At 69.8% G+C, this 19,652-nt stretch carries 20 protein-coding genes; 6 read left to right on the top strand and 14 right to left on the bottom strand.

The annotated features are described in order from the left end of the window. Positions 1 to 39: 39 nt before the first annotated feature. The 3 genes from nrdE to nrdH are packed head-to-tail and all read right to left on the bottom strand — an operon-like array spanning position 40 to position 2,831. Entirely contained in the window at positions 40 to 2,175 is a 2,136-nt protein-coding gene (nrdE, locus tag ABD169_RS03190) for a class 1b ribonucleoside-diphosphate reductase subunit alpha (RefSeq protein ID WP_046454695.1), read from the bottom strand. Continuing rightward, on the bottom strand, positions 2,175 to 2,576 hold the full coding sequence (nrdI, locus tag ABD169_RS03185; RefSeq protein ID WP_046454694.1) for a class Ib ribonucleoside-diphosphate reductase assembly flavoprotein NrdI: 402 nt from the start codon (positions 2,574 to 2,576) through the stop codon (positions 2,175 to 2,177). Before nrdI ends, nrdE begins: the two co-directional genes overlap by 1 nt. 18 nt (positions 2,577 to 2,594) lie before the next feature. Next, on the bottom strand, positions 2,595 to 2,831 hold the full coding sequence (gene nrdH / locus ABD169_RS03180) for a glutaredoxin-like protein NrdH (RefSeq protein WP_046454693.1): 237 nt from the start codon (positions 2,829 to 2,831) through the stop codon (positions 2,595 to 2,597). A gap of 317 nt (positions 2,832 to 3,148) precedes the next feature. Here nrdH and ABD169_RS03175 point away from each other — a divergent pair, with 317 nt between their 5' ends. Then, entirely contained in the window at positions 3,149 to 3,466 is a 318-nt protein-coding gene (locus ABD169_RS03175; RefSeq protein WP_344029199.1) for a helix-turn-helix domain-containing protein, read from the top strand. Here ABD169_RS03175 and ABD169_RS03170 read toward each other — a convergent pair. The 5 genes from ABD169_RS03170 to ABD169_RS03150 all read right to left on the bottom strand — a co-directional run bounded on the left by ABD169_RS03170 (position 3,463) and on the right by ABD169_RS03150 (position 8,803). Continuing rightward, complete coding sequence (locus tag ABD169_RS03170) at positions 3,463 to 3,831, bottom strand: hypothetical protein (protein ID WP_344029197.1); 369 nt, start codon at positions 3,829 to 3,831, stop codon at positions 3,463 to 3,465. The two genes, ABD169_RS03175 and ABD169_RS03170, sit on opposite strands and share 4 nt — an antisense overlap. Before the next feature lie 67 nt (positions 3,832 to 3,898). After that, complete coding sequence (locus tag ABD169_RS03165; protein ID WP_344029195.1) at positions 3,899 to 4,357, bottom strand: 23S rRNA (pseudouridine(1915)-N(3))-methyltransferase RlmH; 459 nt, start codon at positions 4,355 to 4,357, stop codon at positions 3,899 to 3,901. After that, entirely contained in the window at positions 4,354 to 5,589 is a 1,236-nt protein-coding gene (locus tag ABD169_RS03160) for a pyridoxal phosphate-dependent aminotransferase (RefSeq protein ID WP_344029192.1), read from the bottom strand. Before ABD169_RS03160 ends, ABD169_RS03165 begins: the two co-directional genes overlap by 4 nt. Positions 5,590 to 5,597: 8 nt before the next feature. Continuing rightward, positions 5,598 to 7,502, bottom strand: coding sequence for an ABC transporter ATP-binding protein (locus tag ABD169_RS03155; RefSeq protein WP_046454691.1), 1,905 nt, complete (start codon positions 7,500 to 7,502; stop codon positions 5,598 to 5,600). 2 nt (positions 7,503 to 7,504) lie between these two features. Further along, a complete protein-coding gene (locus ABD169_RS03150) occupies positions 7,505 to 8,803 on the bottom strand; it encodes an alpha/beta hydrolase (protein ID WP_344029187.1) in 1,299 nt (432 codons plus the stop codon). Between the two features lie 179 nt (positions 8,804 to 8,982). Here ABD169_RS03150 and ABD169_RS03145 point away from each other — a divergent pair, with 179 nt between their 5' ends. Then, a complete protein-coding gene (locus tag ABD169_RS03145; protein WP_344029184.1) occupies positions 8,983 to 9,453 on the top strand; it encodes an aminoacyl-tRNA deacylase in 471 nt (156 codons plus the stop codon). Here the strand turns inward: ABD169_RS03145 and ABD169_RS03140 are convergent. Next, complete coding sequence (locus ABD169_RS03140) at positions 9,437 to 10,885, bottom strand: MFS transporter (protein WP_344029181.1); 1,449 nt, start codon at positions 10,883 to 10,885, stop codon at positions 9,437 to 9,439. The two genes, ABD169_RS03145 and ABD169_RS03140, sit on opposite strands and share 17 nt — an antisense overlap. A 233-nt stretch (positions 10,886 to 11,118) precedes the next feature. Between ABD169_RS03140 and ABD169_RS03135 the strand changes: the two genes are divergently transcribed. Then, positions 11,119 to 11,679, top strand: a complete 561-nt coding sequence (locus tag ABD169_RS03135) for a TetR/AcrR family transcriptional regulator (RefSeq protein ID WP_344029178.1) — start codon at positions 11,119 to 11,121, stop codon at positions 11,677 to 11,679. Positions 11,680 to 11,740: 61 nt separating this feature from the next. On the opposite strand, the gene ABD169_RS03130 is transcribed toward ABD169_RS03135, so the two are convergent. Both ABD169_RS03130 and ABD169_RS03125 read right to left on the bottom strand, forming a co-directional pair. Then, on the bottom strand, positions 11,741 to 12,067 hold the full coding sequence (locus ABD169_RS03130; RefSeq protein WP_046454689.1) for a thiamine-binding protein: 327 nt from the start codon (positions 12,065 to 12,067) through the stop codon (positions 11,741 to 11,743). A gap of 110 nt (positions 12,068 to 12,177) precedes the next feature. After that, entirely contained in the window at positions 12,178 to 13,314 is a 1,137-nt protein-coding gene (locus ABD169_RS03125) for an agmatine deiminase family protein (RefSeq protein WP_344029175.1), read from the bottom strand. Between the two features lie 106 nt (positions 13,315 to 13,420). On the opposite strand from ABD169_RS03125, the gene ABD169_RS03120 reads away from it, so the two are divergent. Then, complete coding sequence (locus ABD169_RS03120) at positions 13,421 to 13,873, top strand: hypothetical protein (RefSeq protein WP_344029172.1); 453 nt, start codon at positions 13,421 to 13,423, stop codon at positions 13,871 to 13,873. Between the two features lie 88 nt (positions 13,874 to 13,961). Here the strand turns inward: ABD169_RS03120 and ABD169_RS03115 are convergent, their stop codons facing one another. Continuing rightward, positions 13,962 to 15,491: a DHA2 family efflux MFS transporter permease subunit gene (locus ABD169_RS03115; protein WP_344029169.1), complete on the bottom strand. Its 1,530-nt coding sequence runs from the start codon at positions 15,489 to 15,491 to the stop codon at positions 13,962 to 13,964. A 134-nt stretch (positions 15,492 to 15,625) separates the two neighbouring features. Here ABD169_RS03115 and ABD169_RS03110 point away from each other — a divergent pair, with 134 nt between their 5' ends. Both ABD169_RS03110 and trpS read left to right on the top strand, forming a co-directional pair. After that, positions 15,626 to 16,489 (top strand): exodeoxyribonuclease III, encoded by an 864-nt coding sequence (locus ABD169_RS03110; RefSeq protein ID WP_344029166.1) that lies wholly within the window; start codon positions 15,626 to 15,628, stop codon positions 16,487 to 16,489. Between the two features lie 84 nt (positions 16,490 to 16,573). Then, the gene (gene trpS / locus ABD169_RS03105; RefSeq protein WP_344029163.1) at positions 16,574 to 17,581 is read left to right on the top strand and encodes a tryptophan--tRNA ligase; all 1,008 of its coding nucleotides are present in this window, start codon (positions 16,574 to 16,576) and stop codon (positions 17,579 to 17,581) included. Positions 17,582 to 17,859: 278 nt separating this feature from the next. Here trpS and ABD169_RS03100 read toward each other — a convergent pair whose 3' ends face one another. Next, positions 17,860 to 18,375 carry a GNAT family N-acetyltransferase gene (locus ABD169_RS03100; RefSeq protein WP_344029161.1) on the bottom strand — a complete coding sequence of 172 codons (516 nt, stop codon included), beginning with the start codon at positions 18,373 to 18,375 and terminating at the stop codon, positions 17,860 to 17,862. A 57-nt stretch (positions 18,376 to 18,432) separates the two neighbouring features. Further along, on the bottom strand, positions 18,433 to 19,608 hold the full coding sequence (locus ABD169_RS03095; RefSeq protein ID WP_344029159.1) for a M20/M25/M40 family metallo-hydrolase: 1,176 nt from the start codon (positions 19,606 to 19,608) through the stop codon (positions 18,433 to 18,435). Positions 19,609 to 19,652 lie beyond the last annotated feature (44 nt).

Here is a 19,652-nt window from a genome sequence, read left to right as displayed (position 1 = left end):
CCGCCCGCCGTCGCGGGGCCGCGCTGCGCGCGTGCTGCCTCAGAGCATGCAGCTGACGCACTCGGACATGTCGGTGCCCTCGAGCGCGAGCTGCCGCAGGCGGATGTAGTAGATCGTCTTGATCCCCTTGCGCCACGCGTAGATCTGCGCCTTGTTGATGTCGCGGGTGGTCGCGGTGTCCTTGAAGAACAGCGTGAGCGACAGGCCCTGGTCGACGTGCTGCGTCGCCGCGGCGTAGGTGTCGATGATCTTCTCGGGGCCGATCTCGTAAGCGTCCTCGTAGTAGGCGAGGTTCTCGTTCGTCATGAACGGGGCCGGGTAGTAGACGCGACCCAGCTTGCCTTCCTTGCGGATCTCGATCTTCGAGGCGATCGGGTGGATCGACGAGGTCGAGTTGTTGATGTACGAGATGGAGCCCGTGGGCGGCACGGCCTGCAGGTTCTGGTTGTAGATGCCGTGCTCCATAACGGACGCCTTGAGCTCGAGCCAGTCGGCCTGGGTCGGGATCTCGATGCCGGCGTTCGCGAACAGCTCGCGGACCCGCTCGGTCTCGGGCTCCCACGCCTGCTCGGTGTACTTATCGAAGAACTCGCCCGACGCGTACTTCGAGTCCTCGAACCCGCCGAACACGGAGTCGCGCTCGATCGCGATGCGGTTCGAGGCCCGCAGCGCGTGGAACAGCACCGTGTAGAAGTAGATGTTCGTGAAGTCGATGCCCTCTTCGGAGCCGTAGTGGACGTGCTCGCGAGCGAGGTATCCGTGCAGGTTCATCTGGCCGAGGCCGATGGCGTGCGACTGGTCGTTGCCGTCCTCGATGGAGCGCACCGACGTGATGTGGCTCTGGTCGCTCACCGAGGTGAGCGCGCGGATCGCGAGCTCGACGGACCCGGCGAGGTCCCCGCCGTCCATCGCCAGCGCGATGTTCATCGAGCCGAGGTTGCACGAGATGTCCTTGCCGATCTGGTCGTAGGACAGGTCCTCGTTGTAGGTGGTCGGCGTGTTCACCTGGAGGATCTCGGAGCACAGGTTCGACATGTTGATGCGGCCCTTGATGGGGTTCGCGTTGTTGACCGTGTCTTCGAAGACGATGTAGGGGTAGCCCGACTCGAACTGCAGCTCGGCGATGGTCTGGAAGAACTGGCGCGCGTTGATCTTCGTCTTCTTGATGCGCGGGTCGTCGACCATCTCGCGGTACTTCTCGGTGACCGAGATGTCGCCGAAGGGCACGCCGTAGACGCGCTCGACGTCGTAGGGCGAGAAGAGGTACATGTCCTCGCCCTTCTTGGCGAGGTCGAAGGTGATGTCGGGCACGACGACGCCCAGCGAGAGCGTCTTGATGCGGATCTTCTCGTCGGCGTTCTCGCGCTTGGTGTCGAGGAACTTCATGATGTCGGGGTGGTGCGCGTTGAGGTACACCGCGCCCGCGCCCTGGCGTGCGCCGAGCTGGTTGGCGTAGCTGAAGCTGTCTTCGAGCAGCTTCATGACGGGGATGATGCCCGAGGACTGGTTCTCGATCTTCTTGATCGGAGCGCCGGCCTCGCGGATGTTCGAGAGCGAGAGCGCCACGCCGCCGCCGCGCTTCGAGAGCTGCAGCGAGGAGTTGATGCCGCGCGAGATCGACTCCATGTTGTCCTCGATGCGCAGCAGGAAGCACGAGACGAGCTCGCCGCGCTGGGCCTTGCCGAGGTTGAGGAAGGTGGGGGTCGCCGGCTGGAAGCGGCCCGAGACGATCTCACGGACCAGACCGCGTGCGAGCTCCTCGTCGCCCTGGGCGAGCCCGAGCGCGACCATGACGACGCGATCCTCGAAGCGCTCGAGGTAGCGCTTGCCGTCGAAGGTCTTGAGCGCGTACGAGGTGAAGAATTTGAACGCCCCGAGGAAGGTCGGGAAGCGGAACTTCATGGCGTACGCCTCGTTCGTCAGCTGCTCGACGAACGGGATCGAGTACTGCTCGAAGAGGTCCTTCTCGTAGTAGTCGTTGTCGATGAGGTAGCGGACGCGCTCTTCGAAGTTGTGGAAGAAGACCGTGTTCTGGTTGACGTGCTGCAGGAAGTACTGGCGCGCGGCTTCACGATCCTTGTCGAACTGGATCTTGCCGTCGGCGTCGTACAGGTTCAGCATCGCGTTCAGCGAGTGGTAATCCATCTCGCTGACCTTCGAGGACTCGTGCTCCATCACTGCTGCTTCCAAAACTGGTCCAATCCTTCTCGGACGGCGGTGACGTCGTCCGGTGTTCCAAAGAGTTCGAATCGATAGAGGAACGGCACTCGGCACTTGCGGGCGACGATGTCGCCCGCAATGCCGTAGGCCTCCCCGAAGTTGGTGTTCCCCGCGGCGATCACCCCGCGCAGCTGGGTCCGGTTGCGCTCGTCGTTGAGGAACCGGATGACCTGCTTCGGCACGGCGCGGGTCTCGGGACCGCCGCCGTAGGTGGGGAGCAGGAGCACGAACGGATCGGTGACGACCAGCGGTTCCTCCCGCGAGTAGAGCGGGATCCGCAGGGCCGGCCGATCGAGCTTCTCGACGAAGCGGTGCGTGTTTCCTGAAATGCTGGAGAAATAGACCAGGTCGGCCATGCTCTCCTCCCCGCGGTGCTAGTCGGCGAGGCGGTTCGCGAGCTCCGAGATCTTGTCGGGGCGGAAGCCCGACCAGTGCTCGTCGTCGGCCACCACGACGGGCGCCTGCAGGTAGCCGAGCTCCTTGACAGCCTGGAGCGCCGCCTCGTCCTGCGAGAGGTCCAGGACTTCGTACTCGATGCCCTTGCTGTCGAGCGCCCGGTACGTCGCGGTGCACTGCACGCACGACGGCTTCGTGTAGACCGTGATAGCCATTTTGAGCCCTTCGCTAAAATCTGACGCACCCCGCTCGGGGCACTACATCTAGTGTCCCACACGAGCGGCAAACACAACATGCTGTAGTTACACGAATGTAGTTTTCCACGCGTCATCCACGGCCGGGAGGCCCGACCTGGGGACAACTTTCGGCGCGTTTCCGCCGCCGGGAGCGGGTTATCCACAGGGCGGGTGGCCCTGGGGAAATTCTCTGTCCACGGTTCCCTCGGCGTGTCGCACCCGGGCCCCGCTGACGGGTTTCCACAGGGCGAAAACGCCCCGTGCGCGGCAGTGCCCGGACCCCCGAGCGTTGGGGCATGGATCTTCACCCACTGCATTCCCCGTCCCTGGCCGTCGGCACCCGGATCAAGGCCCTGCGCGCACGGCTCGGGATCAGCCAGACCCGCCTGGCGGAGCTCGCCCGGCTGCACCCCTCGAACCTCGGCCGGCTGGAACGCGGCACCTCGAACCCGAACCTCGACACGCTCGTGCGCGTCGCGACGGCGCTGGGCACGACGGTCTCGGAGCTGACCCGGAGCATCGCCACGCGCACCCATGAGCAGGAGGCGCCCGCGCCCCGCCCGCTGCTGCCCCGCGAGCCCAGGCACTGGACCCACGACGAGTGGGACGCCTAGAGCGCGATCGGCCACAGCAGCTCCGTCCCGTCGGGCTGGAACCAGCGCAGGACCAGCATGGCGTCGGGCGCGGTCCCCGCGCGATCCGCGGATCCGCCGCGCAGCACCGCACGGACCCGCTCGCCCGGGTACACCGTGCGCGGGAGCGACAGCCCCAGCAGCCCGGATCCCGCGAGCGCGAAGCGCACCGCGCGCAACGGCCCGTCGGCGCGCTGCTCGACCTCCACCACGCCGTCCTCGGAGCGGTGGACCACGCGCCACGGAACGGCGACCGGAGCGCGCAGCTTGACCGGATCAGGGGGAGGCGCGCCGGACGCGATGGTGCCTGCGGGGACGATGCGGCTGGAGATGCGGAAGGGATTCATGGCGACACGATAGGCGCGACCACTGACATTCGGACCGCGGCGCGATCCGTCCCCCGGCCCCCGGGGATCAGACGTGGTGGTACGGGCGGCCGCCGGCGATCTCCTGCGCCCGGTAGAGCTGCTCGGCGACGATCAGCCGGACGAGCTGGTGCGGGAACACCAGGCGCGACAGGCTCCACACGAGGTCGGCTCGGTCGCGCACCCGATCGTCGACGCCGAACGCCCCACCGATCACGAGCGCGACCGGTCGCGACCGGTCGAAGGCCTCGCGCAGCGCGCGCGACAGCTCCGGGGAATCCAGGTTGCGCCCGCGCTCGTCGAGCAGCACCACGAACTCGTCTGCGCCGAGCTTCCCGAGGATCCGATCCGATTCCTCGGCGCGGGCCGCCTCGCCGTCGCGCGCCGAGTGCGGCAGCAGCTGCCACGAGGTGTCGAAGGGCTTGCGCAGCCGCTTCTCGTAGCGGGAGATCCCGTCGACCACCCACCCCTCGTGCTTCTTCCCGACGGCGAGCACGCGGACGCTCACGCCCGCACCCCGTTCCGCACGCCCTCGAGGAACTCCGCGATCCGCCCGATCGCCTCGGAGAGCACGCCGACCTCGGGCAGCGACACGAACCGCAGGTGGTCGGGCGTGGGGAGGTTGAATCCGCGGCCGTTGGTCACGAGCACCCGCGTCGCACGGAGCAGATCGATCACGAACGCCTGGTCGTCGACGATGGGGTAGACCTCGGGATCGAGCTTCGGGAACAGGTACATCGCTCCCCCGGGCAGCGCGCAGCTCACCCCGGGGATCGCGGTCAGCAGACGGTGCGCCGTATCGCGCTGCTCGCGCAGCCGTCCGCCCGGCGCGCAGAGCTCGCCGATCCCCGAGTCCCGCCACTCGGGCGCGAGCGCGACCGGGATCGCGTACTGCGCGGGCACGTTCGCGCACATGCGCATGTTCGCGAGCAGTGTCAGCCCCTCGAGGAAGTCCGCCGCCCGCGCGCGGTTGCCGGAGGCCACCACCCAGCCCGAGCGGAACCCGGCGATGCGCTGCGCCTTCGACAGCCCGCTGAAGGTGAGGCAGAGCGTCTCGCTCACGTGCTTCGCCGCGTGCTCGTGCACCGCGCCGTCGTAGAGGATCCGCTCGTAGATCTCGTCGGCGAGGAGCACGAGGCCGTGCCGCTCGGCGAGCGCCGCGAAGCCCCGCACGAGCTCCGCGGGGTAGACCGCTCCGGTCGGATTGTTGGGGTTGATCAGCACGATCCCCCGCGTGCGCGGCGTGATGAGCTCCTCGATGCGGGCGAGGTCGGGCACCCAGCCGTTCGCCTCGTCGCACGGGTAGTGCACGGCGTCCCCGCCCGACAGCGTCACCTGCGCGGTCCACAGCGGGTAGTCGGGTGCGGGCACCAGGATCTCGTCGCCGGGGCTCACGAGCGCCTGCAGCACGAGCGAGATCATCTCGCTGACGCCGTTGCCGATGAACACGTCGTCGGGGCCGACGTCGGCGATCCCCTCCTCGACGTAGCGGCGGGCGACGGCCTCGCGGGCCTCGGGGATCCCCTGCGACGCGCTGTACCCCTGCGCGTGCGGCAGCGCGGCCCGGATCGCCTCGACGATCTCGGGCGGCGCGTCGAAGCCGAACGGCGCCGGGTTGCCGATGTTCAGCTTCAGGATCCGGTGGCCGGCGCGTTCGAGCCGCTCGGCCTCCTGCAGGATCGGGCCTCGGACGTCGTACCGCACACCGCGAAGCCGGTGCGACTGGGTGATCGGCTGCACGATCCCGATTATTCCACTTCTCCGACGCGGTCCCGTCCGGCCTGGGCCGCGTACAGCTCGGCGTACGCGCCTCCCGCGGCCAGCAGTTCGTCGTGGGTGCCCCGCTCGAGCACGCGGCCCGCGCCCAGCACGTAGATGCGGTCGGCGTCGACGATGGTCGACAGGCGGTGCGCGATCGCGATCGTGGTGCGCCCGCTGCGGGCGCCGTCGAGCGCCTGCTGCACGATCCGCTCACTCACGGTGTCGAGCGCGCTCGTAGCCTCGTCGAGGATCAGGATCCTCGGGTTCTTGAGCAGCACGCGCGCGATCGCGATGCGCTGCTTCTCACCGCCGGACAACCGGTAGCCCCGCTCGCCCACGACCGTGTCGTAGCCCTCGGCGAAGGAGGCGATGGTCGCGTGGATGTTGGCCATGCGCGCGGCCGCCTCCAGCTCCGCGTCGCTCGCGTCCGGTTTGCCGTACCGCAGGTTCTCCGCGATCGTCGCGTGGAAGAGGTAGGGCTCCTGGGTGACCACGCCGATGTCGGCCATGAGCGAATCGTGCTGCAGCTCGCGCACGTCGACGCCCGAGACCCGCAGGGCGCCGTCGGTCACGTCGTAGAGGCGGGGGATCAGCGACCCGATCGTCGTCTTGCCGGATCCCGACGCGCCGACCAGCGCGACGAACTCGCCGGGGGCGACCTCGAACGACACCCGGTCGAGCGTCGGCTGCGCGTCCTCCGCCGCATCCTCGTAGGCGAACGACACCCGATCGAGCTCGACCCGGCCCGCGAGACCCGGCTCCTCCGGGATCGGCTTCGCATCGGGCGCGTCGACGATCCGGGGGCGGAGGTCGAGGTACTCGAAGATGCGGGCGAACAGGGCCTGCGAGGTCTGCAGGTCGAGCGCGATCCGCAGCAGCGCCATCATCGGGAACAGCAGCCGGGACTGCACCGTGGTGAACGCCACGATCGTTCCCGCCGTGATGCCGGCGTCGAACCCCTGCCCCTGTGCCGAGGCTATGAGCCAGCCCGAGACGAGGTAGACGATCGCGGGCACGGCCGACATGAACACCTGCACCATCGCGAAGAACGCCTGGCCGCTCATGGTCAGCCGCACCTGGAGGCCGATCTGGTTGCGGTTCTCGGCCGCGTAGCGCTCGGTCTCGGCGCCCTGGCGCGAGTACGTCTTCGCGAGCAGCACTCCCGAGATCGAGAGCGCCTCCTGCGTGATCGCGGTCATCTCCGACAGCGACTCCTGGGTCTGGCCGGCGATCTTGGCCCGCACCTGGCCGACCCGCCGCTGCGCGATGACCAGGACGGGCAGCAGCACGATCGCGATCAGGGTCAGCTGCCAGCTGAGCATCAGCATGGCCACGAGCGCTGCGATCACCGTGACCGTGTTGCCCACGATGTTCGAGACCGTGTTGGTCAGCACGTTGGCCACACCGCCGACGTCGTTCTGCAGGCGGGACTGGATCACGCCCGTCTTGGTCCGGGTGAAGAAGCCCAGCTCCATCGACTGGAGGTGCGAGAACAGCCGCTCGCGGAGGTCGCCCATGACCCGGTTGCCGACCCGGGCCGTGATCAGCGTCTGCACCACGCCCAGACCGGACGAGGCCACGAACACCGCGATCATGCCGCCGACCAGCCAGGCGAGCAGCGTCAGCTGCGGGTGCCCGTCCTTGGGGAACAGCGCATCGTCGAAGACGCGCTGCGTGATGAGCGGCGGGATGACGGAGAGCGCAGCGGCGACGAGCACGAGGGCCGCGATCACGACGAGCTGCCGGCGATAGGGCCGGAACAGCGCGATGATGCGCTTCCCGAGATCGGGGACCACGGGGGCCTGGCGGTTCAGCTCGCGCTGCGCGTCGGCATCGGCCGCCGAGACCCGACCGCCTCCGCCACCGCGTCCTCCCCCGCCGGGCCTGCCCATGCTCATCCGGCGTCGAGCCCCATTCGCTTCGCCAGGATCGGGACGGCCTGTTCGAACACGCTCGTCACGGTGCGCCAGTCGTGCCCCGTCGGCTCCGCCATCAGCCGCGAGTCCATGCCCGCCGCGACCGAGGCCCGGTTCAGCTCGTGCGCGTACTTGGTGTACTTGTGGTCCGTGGTGCCGACCCCGTAGATCATCATCGTGTCGCGGTAGGGCGCCTTGGCCTGCATGATCGCGAGCGGCTGCGCGGCCTCATAGGCGGCCTTCGAGCCGTCGAAGCCCTCGGCGATGGTGTTCGGCACATTGTTCAGGATAGGCCCGATCTGGCCCTGGACCGAGACCCCCGAACCGTACAGCTGGGGGAACTTCGCGACGAGCTGCGTCGTGCAGGTTCCCCCCTGCGAGAAGCCGGTCACGGCCCACATCCGGGGATCGCTGCTGACGCGGTAGTTCGCCTTGACCCAGTCGGTCACGTCCCGGGTGAGGTAGGTCTCGGAGTTGCCGAACTTCTTCGAGTCGACGCACATCGGGTTCACCGCGGGGTCGGTCAGCTGGTCCGGCGAGATCACGATCGGCGCGAGGCCGTTGTGCGCCGCCGCGTACTGGTCGAGGGTCCGGCCGAGCGCACCCGAGGAGAACGGAGTGCCCGGGCTTCCCGGCTGGCCCGACAGCGCGATCAGCACGGGGAGCACGGGCGGGTTCTTCACGAGCGCGGCCGGCGGCAGGTAGATCACCGCGGGTCGCGCCTTGAAGTGCGACACGGCACCGGGGATGGGGACCTGCCCGATCTGCCCCTGCTTCGGCAGGTCGGCGGGGGCGCGCCACTTGGAGTAGTCGACCATGCCCTTCACGACATCGCCCCGCTGTCCCGTCGTGTCCTTCAGCTGGGCGTACTTGACCCCGCCGATCACCTCGTTCAGCGTCTGGTAGGCGCCGAAGTCGGCGTTGATCCCGACCGCCGACGTCGCGAGCATCGCCGGGATCGCGATGATCGCGATCATCTTGCGCCACCAGCGCGACTTGAAGAGGTTCACGATGGCGAGCCCGAGCCCGGCGAAGCCGATGATCGTCCAGAGACGGACCACCTGCGAGAGATCGACGCCGAAGATGTTCTGCGCGTCCACCACCCACCAGAACACGAGCGCGCCGATGCCGCCGCCGACGACGGCACCGATGATCGACAGCAGGGTCCGCTTCCAGGTCGGCCGGATCAGCAGATAGAGCGCGAAGACCCCCATGACGATCGCCGCGGCGAGCATGACTCGCGGGCTGGTCAGCGGGTGCTTCAGCAGCCAATCCATAGATGCTCCGATCGACGAGGACGTGCGGGGTACCGCAGATCAGCATGCTCGGACCGCGAATGAGGAAGCTGCGCGGACGCTGTGAGACTGCCGACAGCGAGCGGGACGCCCACCGCCCCGGCGATGGCGATCCCCTCCTGGGAGGATGATAGAGGTCCGTCGATATCGGAGGGGGATCCATGTCGGAACAGCACGCCCGAGTACGGGAGGCGGCCGCCGAACGCGGCCTCGAGATCGAGATCCGCGAGCGTCCGGCCGCCCGCTCCCTTCCGGAGGCGGCGGAGCTGCTCGGCGTCGATCCCTCGGGGATCGTCAAGACCCTGGTCGTGAAGCGCTCAGACGGCACCTATCTCTTCGCGCTCGTCCCCGGCGGCCGATCCATCTCGTGGCCGAAGCTGCGGGCCCTCGTCGGCGTGAACAAGCTCCGACTGCCCGAGGCGGAGCTCGCGCTCGAGGCGACCGGGTACGAGCGCGGCACCATCACCCCCATCGGCAGCTCCACCGCGTGGCCCGTGTTCGCCGACGAGACGATCGTCGGCCGGCGGGTGGCGATGGGGGCGGGTGCGCACGGGTTCAGCCTCTTCGTCGACGCCGATGAGCTGATCCGCGCCTACGACGCGACCGTCGCCGACATCACGGTTCCCGAGTAGCGGGGATCGTTCGCCAGGCGATCAACGCGACGACGAGCACGAGTGCGGCGGCGCCGAGCGAGGTCAGCTGCATCGCGTGGGTGAACGCCTGCCGCACGGCCTCCGCAGCGTCCCCGTCGGAGGGCAGCAGGTGCAGCGCCCGGGCCGGCGATTCGAGCACCGTCGCACGGTCGGCTCCGGACATCCCGGGCGGGCTCGGCGCGAAAGCGCGATAGCAGGTCCCGACGACCGAGCCGAGGACGGCGATGCCGAACGCCGTGCCGAGCTCGAGCGAGGTCTCCGAGAGCGCCGCGGCGGCGCCGGCCTTGCGCTTCGGCGCCATCGTCACGACGGCATCGGTGGTCACGGTCTGCGTCACGCCGACGCCGAACCCGAGCACCGCGAGTGCGAGCCCGAGCCACAGGTAGTGCTCGGACTGCTCGGCCACCGCGACGAGCGCGAGCCCGAGCGCGACGACGACCAGCGCGACCGCGACCGCACGGCCGGTCCCGAGCCGCGCCAGCAGCCACCCCACCAGCGCGATGCCGAGCAGCCCGCCCACCGTGGCCGGCACCTCCGCCGCACCGGCCACGACGGGCGGCATGCCGCGCACCAGCTGCAGGTACTGCGAGAAGAAGAAGAGCAGCCCGGCGAGCGCGAACGCCGCTGTGAAGTTCGCGATCACCGTGCCCGCGAAGGCCGGTGAGCGGAACAGCCCGACGTCGATCATGGGGTCGACGGATCTGAGCTGACGCCGAACGAACCACCAGCCGGCCAGGATCCCCAGGGCGAGCACCGAGAACGCGGCGAAGTCGGGCCCCGCGGCGACGAACCGCTTCACCGCCCAGACGATCGGCACCAGCATGGCGAACGAGAGCAGGGTCGAACCGAGGTCGAAGCGGCCGGGGCTCGGGTTCTTCGACTCGGGCAGCAGGAGTCTGCCGAGGATCACGACGAGCAGCATGATCGGGACGTTGATGAGGAACACCGCGCCCCACCAGAACTGCTGCAGGAGCGCCCCGCCGATGATCGGCCCCAGCGCAGCGCCGCCGCCCGTGCCGGCGCTCCAGATCGCGATCGCACGAGTGCGCTCGCGGGGATCGTCGAACAGATCCCGGATGATCGACAGGGTCGAGGGCATGATCATCGCGCCCGAGACGCCGAGCGCGGCGCGCGCCGCGATGAGCAGCTCGGGCGTCGGCGCGAACGCCGCGAGCAGCGACGCGAGGCCGAAGCCGATCGAACCGATGAGCAGCATCCGGCGCCGCCCGACGCGGTCCGCCAGCGCGCCGAAGCCGATGAGCAGGCCGGCGAGCGCCAGCGGGTAGACGTCGCCCATCCAGAGGATCTGGTCGGCCGACGGGCGCAGATCGGCCGTGAGCGCCGGGACCGCGAGGTAGAGCACGGTCGCGTCGACGGACAGCACGAGTGCCGCGAGCACGAGGATCGCCACGGAGATCCACCGCCGAGCGGGCGAGAGCATCGGGAGCGGGGATGTCGTGGTCGGGCGGGATCCTGATCGGTGCGGTCCGGCTGGCTCCGCCGGGCGTTCTGGGGGTTTCGGGTGCTGCGCGGGCTTCGGGGAAAGGTTCTCTGCATTCACCCGCAAAACTGTACCGCCTGGGCGGTATAGTTTCAAGCGCGTGCTCGATAGACTGGATCCCACCGTCGAGAGGAGGCGCCGAGATGGGACGACAGGCCGGCAGAAGCCCCGAGGAGACCCGCCTCTCAGTGCTCGACGCGGCAGCGCACGAGTTCCGCGCGCACGGACTGCAGGCGTCCCTCGACCGGATCGCGGCGAGCGCCGGCGTCTCGAAGGGCGGCCTGAAGTATCACTTCGCGTCGAAGGACGACCTCGTCCTCGCGCTCGCTCAGCACCTGCTCGAGGGATTCCGGGAGAACGTCCGGGCGCGCTTCGACTCCGCGGACTCCCGGCCGGGCGCGCTCACCCGCGCCTACATCTCCGCGCGCACGTCGATCGACCCCGCCATCGCGCTCCAGCATCAGGACCTCGTGCTCATCACGATGCTGAGCACGGTGCCCGTGGTGCAGGACCTCGCGCTCGCCGATTCCGCGCAGTGGGACCGCGACTTCGCGGACGACGGCCTCCCCCCGCACGTGTTCGAGGTCGCGGTCGCCGCCGCCGACGGCGCGTCCTGCGCCGCCGCGTGGGGATCCCTCACCGACGATGGCGCGCTCGACCGCCTGCGCGGCTACCTGATCGATCTCACGCTCGACGCCGGGTAGCCGCAGGGCCGGGCCGGTGGGCGGACGCGATCCGCACCAGCGGATGGGTCGCGGCCCGGGACTACTCCGCGGCGTCGATCGCCCGCTCGAGGCGCTCGAGCTTGCCGTCGATCTCGCCCACGTGACCGGGGCGGATATCGGCCTTCATGACGAGGGAGATGCGCGATCCGAAGGGTGCGACGGCCTCGGTGGCGCGCTTCACCACGTCGAACACCTCGTCCCACTCGCCCTCGATCTCGGTGAACATCGAGCTCGTTCGGTTCGGCAGCCCCGACTCGCGCACCACGCGCACCGCCGCCGCGACGGCGGCCGACACCGACCCGTCCTCGTTCATGGCGGGTCCTGCGGGGCCGACCCCGCTCGGGGCGACGGAGAATGCGAGGATCATGCGGTTCCCTCCCGGGGGTTCGCGGATCGGCGGCGCTCCGCCGATGCTCTGGACACCCTCCCGGTTCTAGCACACCGAGCAGCGGATCCGTGGCTCGGCCGCACCGCGGCTCAGCTCTTCAGCTGCTGCTGGGTCGCGCAGTGGATCCCGCCGCCACCCGCCGCGATCGGATCGATGTTCACCTGCACCACTGTCCGACCGGGGAACAGCCCCTCGAGCGTCTTCCGCGCGAACCCGTCGGCCTCGGCGTCGCCGAACTCCGGCGCGATGACGCCGCCGTTGCAGACGTAGAAGTTGATGTATCCGGCGGCGAAATCGTCGTTCAGATAGTCGTCGCGCAGCTTGGTCGGTGCGGGCAGCACGTGCGTCACGAGGGATCGGCCCTGCGCGTCGGTCGCCGTCTTCAGGATCTCGAGGTGCTTCCGCGTGACGGCGTAGTCGTAGCTCTCGGGATCGTCGTCGCGCGCGGCCACGATGACGCCCGGCTCGGTGAACCGCGCGTAGAAGTCGGTGTGCCCGTCGGTGATGTCCTTCCCGGCGATACCCGGCAACCAGATCACCTTCTCGATCCCGAACAGCCGACCGAGCTCCTCCTCGACCTCGCGCTTCGTCCACCCGGGGTTGCGGTTGTCGTTCAGCACGCAACTCTCGGTGATGATCGCGGTGCCCTCGCCGTCGACCTCGAGAGCGCCGCCCTCGAGCACGAGCTCCGTCCGGATCCGTTCGACGTCGGCGAGCTCGCACACCTCCGAGGCGACCTTCGCGTCGGCGTCGTGCTCCTGCTTGTCGCCCCAGCCGTTGAAGTTGAGGTCGACACCGCCGAGAGCCTTCGCTCCGTCGGCCGCCGTCACGAACACCGGCCCCGTGTCGCGCATCCACAGGTCGTCGACGTCGCGCTCGAAGAGCTCGACGCCCGCGTGCAGGCCCTCCGGCCGCGTTCCGGATGGCACGAGCACCTTCACCGGTTCGAACGCGGCGATGGCGTTCGCGACGGCGACGAGGGCTGCGCGGGCCGCCGGCGCGAGCTCCGCGCCCCAGATATCGTCGCTCACACCGAACGACATCCAGGTCGCGGCGTGCGCGGCGCCCTCCTCGGGCATGAGCCAGGCGCGGTCGTCGCCTCCGGTCTCGTTCGAGGGGCGCCCCTTCTTCGCGGGATCCGCCGCGCAGCCGGCGAGTCCGCCGAGTCCGCCGAGCAGCACGGTGAGGCCTCCGGCGGTCAGCAGCCCGCGTCGCGTCAGGTTCATAGGCCCCGATGCTAGTCGCCCGGGATCCGCGGGGACCGGGAGCCGGGCGCCGGACCGGACCGGACCGGACCGGACCGGGTCGGGTCAGGTCGATAGCATCGTTGGCATGCGCGCCGTCCTCGCCCGATACCGCAGACCGCTGTTCCTCGTCGCCTCGATCCTGCTGCTCGCGCTCGCCTGCTGGGGCGGGTACGGCTTCGCCTACGCGGCCGACCTCATGGAGTGGGACTGCGGCGGCGGCAGTTGCGCGACCAACGACCCCCGCTCGTTGGGTCTCGTCGTCGCGATCTTCGGCACGGTCGGAGCGGCGCTGCTCAGCGGCTTCGCAGTCGGGCTCATCGGTCCGGCGATCGCGATCGCGGCGGCGGCGTTCTCGTTCCGCCGCGGTCTCGAGGACGCGATCAGCGCCGGCCACACCGCCGCCGGGAGCGTGGGCGTCCCCATGACCTTCACGACGATCGCCTTCGTCATCGCCGGCCTGTGCGTCGCCGGCTGGATCTGGACGCTGGTGAGCCGAGCGCAGGGCCGTCGCCTGGTCGCGAAGCACCGCGCCGAATAGCGATGCGCAACAGGCGTCGCTTCCCGAAACGCGCGAGGCGGGCACCGGGATCGACCCGGTGCCCGCCTCGCGCGTCGAGAGCCGCGCGCTATTCGGCGCGCTGCGCGGGAGCGTCGGCCGACGCCCCGGCAGCGGTATCGTCGGCCTCGCCGACGACCGGGGTGCTGCGGGTCGACGCGGGGCGCGCGCCGAAGAGCAGGGTGACGACCACGCCGATGATGATCGCGCCGACCGGCAGGTAGAGCGACTCGGCCATGGCCTGCGCGAAGGGCTCGCGCACCTGCTCGGGCAGCTGCGCGAGCGCGCCGTGCTCGGACCCCGTCGCGCCCGCGGCACCGAGGTGGGAGGTGAGTCGCGCCTGCATGATCACGGCCATGAGCGCGGAGCCGAGCACCGCGCCGACCTGGCGGCTCGTGTTGTAGACGCCGGAGCCCGCGCCGGCCAACTGCGGCGGCAGACCGAAGGTGGTGATGGACGCGAGCGGCCCCCACATGAAGGCGTTCGCGACGCCCATGACCGCGCTCGGGATGAGCAGCAGCCAGATTTCGGTGTCGGGCTTCATCAGCAGGATGTAGAGCAGCATGCCCGCGGCGAACACCGCAAGGCCGATGGTGGAGAGGCGTCGGGGGTCGCTGCGGTCGATGAGCAGGCCGACCGGGCGCGCGAGGCCCGCGGAGAGCAGCGCCATCGGCACCAGCATGAGCGCCGACTGCGTCGGGGTGAGTCCGCGCACCAGCTGGAAGTAGAACATCAGCGGCAGTCCCATGGCGGTGACCGACAGCCCCACCGTGGTGATGGCGCCGGTGCCGACCGAGAAGTTGCGGTCGCGGAAGATGCCGAGCGGCAGCAGCGGCTCGCCCTTCTGCACGGCCTGCCAGACCACGAACAGCGCGAGCACGACGGCCCCGGCGATGATGAGCAGCCAGACCGAGATGGGACCCCAGATGACGCCCCAGTCGTAGGTCTCGCCCTCCTGGATGCCGAACACGAGCAGGAACATGCCGAGCGCGCTCAGCACGACGCCCACCCAGTCGAAGCGGTGCGCGTGGGTCTCGAGCTTCGGCACGTAGCGCATCGCGAGGATGAAGCCGACGATGCCGACGGGCACGTTGATGAAGAAGATCCACTCCCAGCTCAGCGCGTCGAGCAGGAAGCCGCCCAGGATGGGGCCGACCAGGGTCGCGACGCCCGCGGTGATGCCCCAGACCGCCATCGCGGATCCCCGCTGGCGCGGCGGGAAGATGCGCGTGATGACCGCCATGGTCTGCGGGGTCATGAGTGCGGCACCGAGCCCCTGGAAGACTCGGGCGATGATGAGCGAGCCGATCTCGGTCGACAGGCCGCAGGCGAGCGAGGAGAGCGTGAACACGACGAGACCGATGAGGTAGAGACGGCGCGGCCCGAAGCGGTCGCCGAGGCGGCCCGTGATGAGCAGCGGGACCGCGTACGCGAGCAGGTAGGCGCTCGTGGCCCACAGCGTGGCGTTCATGGTCGTGCCGAGTCCGAGCATGATCGAGGGGTTCGCGACGGACACGATCGTCGTGTCCATCAGGATCATGAAGAAGCCCAGCACCATGGACCACAGAGCGGGCCACGGACGGATTTCAGTTGAGCGCATCGCTGCCTTTCGTGAGAAGAACGCGCTCATCCTACGCCCGGGGTCCGACATCGACGCGGACGGCCGTGCCGCCCCGGCCAGGCCCGGCGAATCTCCCCGAGCCGATGTCGGTGGCGCCAATTAGGATGGTGGGTATGACCCAAACCCTGCGTGTCGCATCCGTCAACGTCAACGGCGTCCGTGCCGCCTTCCGCAAGGGCATGGGCGACTGGCTCGCCTCGCGCGGCGTCGACGTGCTCGCCATGCAGGAGGTCCGCGCCGACGACAGCCACCTGGCCGAGCTCTTCGGTGACGAGTGGCAGATCCTGCACGATCCGTGCAACATCAAGGGCCGCGCGGGCGTCGCCATCGCCAGCCGGGTGCCGGCCGTGGCGCACCGCGTCGGCCTCGGCGCCGAAGAGGACCAGGAGCAGATCCAGTCCAGCGGCCGCTGGATCGAGGCCGACTTCGAGGTGGGCGGCGAGCTCGTCACGGTGATCAGCAACTACACCCACTCGGGCGAGGTCGATACTCCCCGCCAGGAGGCCAAGTGGGCCTTCCTCGACGCGATGGGCGTGCGCCTCGACCAGCTGGCCGCCGAGCGCGCACTCGTCACCATCGTGGGCGACTTCAACGTCGGCCACCGCGAGCTCGACATCAAGAACTGGAAGGGCAACGTGAAGCGCTCCGGCTTCCTGCCCCGCGAGCGGGCCTACTTCGACCGCTTCTTCGGGCCTCGCGGCGAGACCGTCGTCGGCGTCGACGGCTCCGAGGGCGTCGGCCACGGCTGGATCGACGTGGGGCGCCGCTGGGCCGGCGAGGTCGACGGCCCGTACTCCTGGTGGTCCAACCGCGGCCAGGCCTTCGACAACGACACGGGCTGGCGTATCGACTACCACGTGGTCACCCCGCAGCTCGGCGAGCGGGTCGAGAACTACGTGATCGACCGCGCCGCCTCCTACGACGAGCGATGGTCGGATCACGCCCCCGTCGTCGTCGACTACCGAGTCGGCGCCTAGCAACGGGCACGCTTCCCCGGGGCCCTCGCAGGCCCTCCGAATCCCTCACCTGACGCGGCCGCGCATCGGCCGCGGGAGACACTCATGACTTCGCACACCAAACCCGTCCTCTTCTCGGGCATGCAGCCCTCGTCCGACTCGCTGCAGCTCGGCAACTACATCGGCGCGCTGACCCAGTGGGTCAACATGCAGCAGAGCTTCGACGCGTTCTTCTGCGTCGTGAACCTGCACGCCATCACGGTCCCGCAGGACCCGGCCGAGCTCGCGGCCCGCACCCGCCGCACCGCAGCGCAGTACATCGCCGCCGGCATCGATCCCGAGCAGTCGACCCTGTTCGTGCAGTCGCAGGTGTCCGCGCACACCGAGCTCGCCTGGGTGCTCAACACCATCACGGGCTTCGGCGAGGCGAGCCGCATGACCCAGTTCAAGGACAAGTCGCAGAAGCACGGCGCCGACGCGTCCTCGGTCGGGCTGTTCACCTACCCGATCCTCATGGCCGCGGACATCCTGCTCTACCAGACCGACATCGTGCCGGTGGGCGAGGATCAGCGCCAGCACGTCGAGCTGACGCGCGACCTCGCGGCCCGCTTCAACAGCCGCTTCGGCGACACCTTCGTGGTGCCCGAGGCGCAGATCCAGAAGGGCACCGCGAAGGTCTACGACCTGCAGAACCCCGAGGCGAAGATGTCGAAGTCGGCCGAGAGCGAGGCGGGCCTCATCAAGGTGCTCGACCCCGCGAACGTGACGCGCAAGAAGATCATGCGCGCGGTCACCGACGCCGACGGCGAGATCCGCTACGACCGCGAGAACAAGCCCGGTGTCTCGAACCTGCTCACCATCTACTCGGTGCTCACCGGGCGCATGATCGAGTCGATCGAGCAGGAGTTCGAGGGCCGCGGCTACGGCGACCTCAAGAAGGCTCTGGCCGAGGTCGTCGACGGGACCTTCACCCCGATCCGCGAGCGCACCGAAGAACTGCTGGCGGATCCGGCCGAGCTCGATCGTCTCCTGGCGAAGGGCGCCGACCGCGCGAACGAGGTGGCGACCGCCACGCTCGATCGCGTCTACGACCGCATCGGTTTCGTCCGCTGACGCTGCCCGCCCGGTGAGCTGAGTGCGAATACCCGCAGATCCGAAGAGGCCCGCGACCCCGAGAGGGCTCGCGGGCCTCTTCGCGTGCGCGCGCAAACGCGTGCCCGCCCTCGCCGAGTGGCGTCAAACCGCGCTATCGGGACGTCATTCCCGCTGTTTGGCGCCTCTCGACGCAATTCGACGAAGGAGCGCAGGAGCGCAGGAGCGCAGGAGCGGAGGAGCGAAGGGGCGGAGGAGGTGTGGCGAGGCAGGACGGGGGCTCGGAACCGAGCCGGAGCTCAGCCCCGCAGTTCCCACACCGACTCGCCGTTCACCACGCGCTCCGTCCGAGCGAAGCCGAGGCGCCGGGCGACCCCGGCAGAGGCCCGATTCTCGGGGTGGATGCACGCGATGACGACCGATACCCCCTGCTGACGCAACCAGTCGAGCATGGCCCCGGCCGCCTCGGTCGCGAACCCCATCCCCTGCTCCGAGACACCGAGCACCCAGGCCGCATCGGCGAGCAGCGCGCCGTCCTGCTCGGAGACGGTGGCCTGGACGTACCCGACGACGGATCGCGCATCCCGCCTCCGGATGATCCAGTTCAGCCACCCCGAGTCACCCGACGGCGACTGCCCCGCGACCTGCCGGAGATACCGCGCCCGAAGATCGTCCTCGGTCGGAGGCTCCCCTCCGGTGAAGACATACAGCTCGGGCGAGGAGAGCACCGGCGGCATCTCGATCGCGTGCTCGACGCGGAGCGGTTCCAGCAGGAGGCGCTCGGTCTCGATCGGTGACGCGCGCGTCCAGGACATGGCATCCATCCTGTCAGCGCTCGGCCCGCACTCACACGCGCAAATGCGCGCCCGCTCTCACCCCTCGCCGCGGAGCAGCGCGGGCGCCTCTTCGATGAGGGTCGCAAGCAGGGCCACGCGCTGGGGCACGCTCGCGAGGTCGAGCCACTCGACGGGGCTGTGGTCGCCGCCGCCGACCGGACCCAGCCCGTCGAGCGTCGGCACGCCCAGCGCGGCGACCCGGTTCGCGTCCGACACTCCACCGGTCCGCGCGAGCGCGGGCGCGAACCCGAGCTCCCCCGCGACCTCGAGCGCCAGGTCGCCGAGCCGCAGCGCGTCCGGGCCGGCCTCCATGGGCGGGCAGTGGTCGATCTCGCGCACCGTGATGCGGGCGCCGGGCACCGCGGGATCGGCGCAGCGCGCGCGGATCCGGTCGATGACCCCGTTCAGCACCGCGGCCTCGGCGGCGCGCGCTTCGACGTGCAGCACCGCGCGGTCGGGCACCACGTTGGTGCGTTCGCCGGCCCGCAGCATGCCGACGTTGACGGTGAGCCGGGCGGCGGGATCCGCGAGCGCCTGCAGGAACACGGTGAGGTGGGCGGCCTCGAGCCCGGCGTGCACTCCGCGCTCGGGTTCGATGCCGGAGTGCGCGGCCACGCCCTCGACCTCCAGCACGAGGTCGACGGCACCCTTGCGCGCGAGCACCAGGTCCCCGTTCTCGCGCGCACACTCGAGGCACAGGGCGACGTCGGCGCCGCGGGCGACCGATTGCAGCGCCGGTCCGCCGACGGGCGAGCCGATCTCCTCGTCGGGGGTGAACACGAGCACGAGTTCGCCGTAGCGCTCGTCACCCGCGGCGATGAGGTGCGCCGCCGCGTGCAGGCCTGCGACGACGCCGGCCTTGTCGTCGCAGACGCCCGGTCCGTGCGCGAGGCCGTCCGCGTCGACCGAGAACGGCCGCCGGGCCGCGTCGCCGCGCTCGAACACGGTGTCCATGTGCCCGAACAGCACGACGGTGCCGCTGCCGTTCCCTTGTCTGCGCCCGACGAGCACGTCGCCGTACTGCGGGGCGCCCGCGGAGCTGCGCGACACCGCGAAGCCGAGGCTGCGCAGCCGGGCTTCGATCCAGTCGGCGACCCGGTTCACTCCGTCGGGGTCGTCGGACCCCGAATCGATCGCGACCAGCGCGGCGAGATCCCGCGCGTAGTCCTCCTGCATCGTCTGAGCTCGTTCGAGCAGCTCGCCTGCGCGCATACCTACGGGGTCCCCATCGTCCACGGATCTACGGATTCACTGAA

It is taken from the genome of Leucobacter iarius (assembly GCF_039530105.1).
Lineage (GTDB): Bacteria > Actinomycetota > Actinomycetes > Actinomycetales > Microbacteriaceae > Leucobacter > Leucobacter iarius.
This window is presented reverse-complemented; position numbering and strand designations above follow the sequence as displayed.